The 4261-nt window shown below is 61.9% G+C and carries 2 protein-coding genes; both read left to right on the forward strand.

Annotation, left to right across the window (positions count from 1 at the left end; genetic code table 11):
- Window positions 1-2448: excinuclease ABC subunit UvrA (gene uvrA / locus ABJF10_RS29710; protein ID WP_348548225.1), on the forward strand; the 2448-nt coding region annotated here is incomplete at its 5' end.
- Between the two features lie 517 nt (window positions 2449-2965).
- A partial coding sequence (locus tag ABJF10_RS29715) for a PilT/PilU family type 4a pilus ATPase (RefSeq protein WP_348548226.1) occupies window positions 2966-4261 on the forward strand: 1296 nt, incomplete at its 3' end.

Below are 4261 nucleotides of genomic sequence, written 5' to 3' on the forward strand. Positions count from 1 at the left end.
GAAGGCCAGCGGCGGTTCCTCGATTCGATGTCGCCGTATGCGCGGCAATTCGTCGAGCAGCTCGAGAAGCCCGATGTGGACTTGATCTCCGGGCTGCCGCCGAGCGTGGCCATCGAGCAGCGTATCACCCGCGGCGGGGGCAAGTCGACGGTCGCGACCGTCACCGAGGTCTACCATTTCCTGCGGCTGATGTTTGCCAAGCTCGGCACGCAGTATTGCCCGAAGTGCAACGTAGCCGTGGAAAAGCAGACCGCCGCCGCCGTCGCCAAACATGTGGAGGTGCTGGCCAAGGGCAACCGCATCCGCATCCTCGCGCCGCTCATCAAGGCCCGCAAAGGCTTCCATACCGATGTCGCGAAATGGGCGGAAAAGCAGGGCTTCTCCGATCTGCTCGTCGACGGCAAATTCGTCTCGGTGGAAGGTTTCGAAAAGCTCGACCGTTTTCGCGAGCACACCATCGATGTTTTGATCGGCGAGCCCGATTCTCCGGAGCAAATCCGCGAGATGGTCAAGCAGGCGCTGAAGATCGGGAAGGGGACGGCCAAGCTGCTCGATGCTCGCAAGCGCGCGACGGTCTTGAGCACGGAAATGAGCTGCCCGAGCTGCGGGGACTCCTTCGAGGAACTCGACCCGCGTCTGTTTTCTTTCAATTCACCGCACGGCTGGTGCCCGGAGTGCCACGGCTTTGGCGAGGTGTGGAAATCGTACGTCGATCCGAAACTGGAATCCGCCATCGAGATCGAGATGGCGCAGGAACGCCAGCACGAGTGGCTGGAGGAAGGCGAAGCCAAGCCTTGCCCGAGCTGCCACGGCGCGCGGCTCAATGAAATCGCCCGGCATGTGCGGCTGCAGTCGCGCACGATCGACGAATTCACCGGCCTGTCCGTCGGCGACGGGTTGGAATTGCTCGGCAAAATCAAATTCGATGCGGCGCAAAAGCCGATCGCCCAGGACATCGTGCCGGAGATTCAACAACGGCTCACTTTCATGGGCCAGGTCGGGCTCGATTACCTCGCGCTCAGTCGCTCGGCCAAGACGCTGAGCGGTGGCGAGAGCCAGCGCATCCGCCTGGCGGCGCAGCTCGGCTCCAACCTGCGCGGCGTGCTCTATGTGCTCGATGAACCGACCATCGGCCTGCACCCGCGCGACAATGAGAAGCTCCTCGACACCCTTGAAGCGCTCAAGCGCAAGGGCAACTCGCTGATCGTCGTCGAGCACGACGAAGACACGATGCGGCGCGCGGATTCCATCATCGATCTCGGCCCCGGTGCGGGTTCGCGCGGTGGCGTGGTCGTTGCCCAGGGAACGATCGCCCAGATTCAAAAGATCGAAGGTTCGGCGACTGGTAAATATTTGCGCGAACCGTTGCAGCACCCGACCCGGGGTGAGCGTCGCAGCCTGAAGGACGTGACGCGCTGGCTCGAGGTAAAGGGCGCCGACCTGCACAATCTCAAAAACGTCGATGTGAAGTTTCCCATCGGGCGATTTAGCGTCGTGACCGGCATTTCCGGCTCCGGCAAGAGCACGCTCATGCGCGGGGTGCTGAAGCCGGCGGTGACGGCCAATCTCAAGCGCAATCGAAAGATCGAGACGCCCGGCTGCCGCAGCATCACCGGGGTGGAGCACTTGGAAGCGGCCTACGAGGTCGATCAATCACCCATCGGCAAGACCTCGCGGTCCACGCCCGCCACTTACATCAAGGTCTTCGACGAAATCCGCTCGCTCTATGCGCAGATGCCGCTGGCGCGGATGCGCGGCTACACGGCCAGTCGGTTTTCGTTCAATGCCGAGGGTGGGCGCTGCGACACCTGCCAGGGCCAGGGCGTGATCAAGGTGGAGATGAACTTCCTGCCCACGAGTTACGTCCCGTGCACCGATTGCCACGGCCGGCGCTATAACGCCGCCACGCTCGAGGTGCTCTACAATGAGAGCAGCATCGGCGACGTGATGGAGATGACGCTGGAGCAAGCCGCGGCCTTCTTTGCTGCGCAGCCGAAGATTCATCGCCCGCTCGCCCTACTGTGCGAAACGGGACTCGGCTATCTCAAACTCGGCCAGCCCAGCCCGACCCTCAGCGGCGGCGAAGCGCAACGCCTCAAGCTGGTCAGCGAACTCACGCGCGGCCTCGGTCGCACCCAGTACGCCCGCCTCCGTCAAAATCGCGAGGCGAAATCGACGCTCTACTTGCTGGAAGAGCCGACCATCGGCCTGCACATGGCCGACGTCGCCGAACTCCTGAAGGTGCTCCACGGTCTCGTCGAGGACGGCAACACCGTCATCGTCATCGAGCACAATCTCAGCCTCATCGCCGACGCGGATTACATCGTCGACATCGGCCCGGAAGCCGGTGGGCGCGGCGGCGAAGTCGTCGTCTCCGGCACCCCGGAGGAAGTCGCCAAGTGCAAGCGCAGCCGCACGGCGCCGTTCCTGAGTGCCGTGCTCCGCTAAATAGGCGGACTGCTCTGGCTGGGCGGAGTCAAACCGCGAATGGACGCGAATAAACGCGAATAGAAGAGTTCGGAGGAGGTTGCTCCGCCATGGGTGTTCTGAAAACTCGCGTCCATTCGTGTCCATTCGCGGTTTTCGTGTACGGCACCCCTGGCGTTCACAAGCCGCAGTTTGACGGAAGGCTGGGTAATTGAAACGCCGAGGCGCAGAGAGCGCAGAGGGAGGAGAAGGGGATTTTGACCACGGATTTCACGGATGGATACGGGGTGGCGGACCGCCGCCCAAATTCATGTCCAGCCGTGTCCATCCGTAGTCGATCTCTCCGCCTTTCTCCTCTGCGCCTCGGTGTCTCTGCGTTTATCCGTCGCCCGTTTGTCTTGGACCCTGTATGAAATTATCACGCATTTGCCGCGCGTAGCCCGGGTCGTTGGCACGCAAACTGTTCAGTCTGGAGGGCGAAAACGGCATGCAAACTCCATCAGCTCCGATCAATTTAACTCCTGGTAACCGCCCTCCCATGAACAGCGCGGCCGCCTCCACCCAGCCTCAAGTCCGCCCCAATATCGCGAATATTGGCGGAGCGGCGCCGCGTCCCGCCGCGCCCCCGGTGCAAACCTTCGCCCTCGATGAAGTGATCACCACGATGGTCAACGCGGGTGAGGGCGTTTCCGATTTGCTCTTCGTCGTGGGGCGTCTCCCGCAGGTGGAAATGTACGGCAAGCTCACCGGCCTGGAGATCGAGCCCCTGACGCCGATGCTGACTGGCCCGCACGTGGAGGCGATTGCCCTCAAGATCATCGGCGACAGCGAGCGGCTCACGAATGACCTCAAGAACTCCGGCTCCTGCGACACCAGCTACTACGTGCCGGGGCTCGCCCGGTTCCGGGTGAATATCTTCAAGCAGAATAACAATCACGCCATCGTGATGCGCAAACTGAGCACGAAGATCCCGACGTGCGACAGTTTGAATCTGCAACCGATCTTCAAGGAAATCATCAAGGAGAAGACGGGCATCGTCTTCGTCACCGGGGCCACGGGCAGCGGCAAAACGACGACGCTGGCGGCGATGCTCAACGAGATCAACCAGAACTCCGAGGTCCACATCGTGACGCTCGAGGATCCGATCGAATTCCTGCATCCGCATCTCAAGGCGACCTTCAGCCAGCGCCAGCTCGGCAATGATTTCTCCGACTTCAATACCGGCTTGCGCGCCGCGTTGCGGCAGGCGCCCAAGGTCATCCTCGTCGGCGAAATTCGCGACCGTGAGACCATGGAAATCGCCCTCACCGCGGCGGAAACGGGCCACATCGTTTTTTCCACCCTTCACACCATCAGCGCCGCGCAAACGGTGAACCGCATCATCGGCATGTTCACCAGCGAAGAGGAACAGCAGATCCGCCAACGCCTGGCCGATACGCTGCGTTATGTGATCAGCCAGCGGCTGGCCCCGAAAGCCGGCGGCGGCCGGATCATGGTGAACGAGATCATGGGCTCCAACCTCCGCACTCGCGAAGCGATCCTCCTGGGAGAAAGTGACCTCCGCGATTTTCACGAGATCATCGAGTCGAGTTACCAGGCGGGCTGGAACAGCTTCGAGCAATGTCTCCTGCGGCTCTTCCGCGAAGGCACGATCACCGAAGAGATCGCCCAAGTTTACAGCGTTAACAAATCGAGCATGCGCAAGGCGCTCGACGTGACCAAGAAAGAGATGGGCACGGGCGATCAAGGGCCCTCGGGTTTCAAGCTCATGGACCATCACGAGGAAGCGCCTGCGTATGCCCCTCGGGCGACCGGTGCTCCGGGCGCTCCGGCT

The organism is Chthoniobacter sp., assembly GCF_040003245.1.
Lineage (GTDB): Bacteria > Verrucomicrobiota > Verrucomicrobiia > Chthoniobacterales > Chthoniobacteraceae > Chthoniobacter.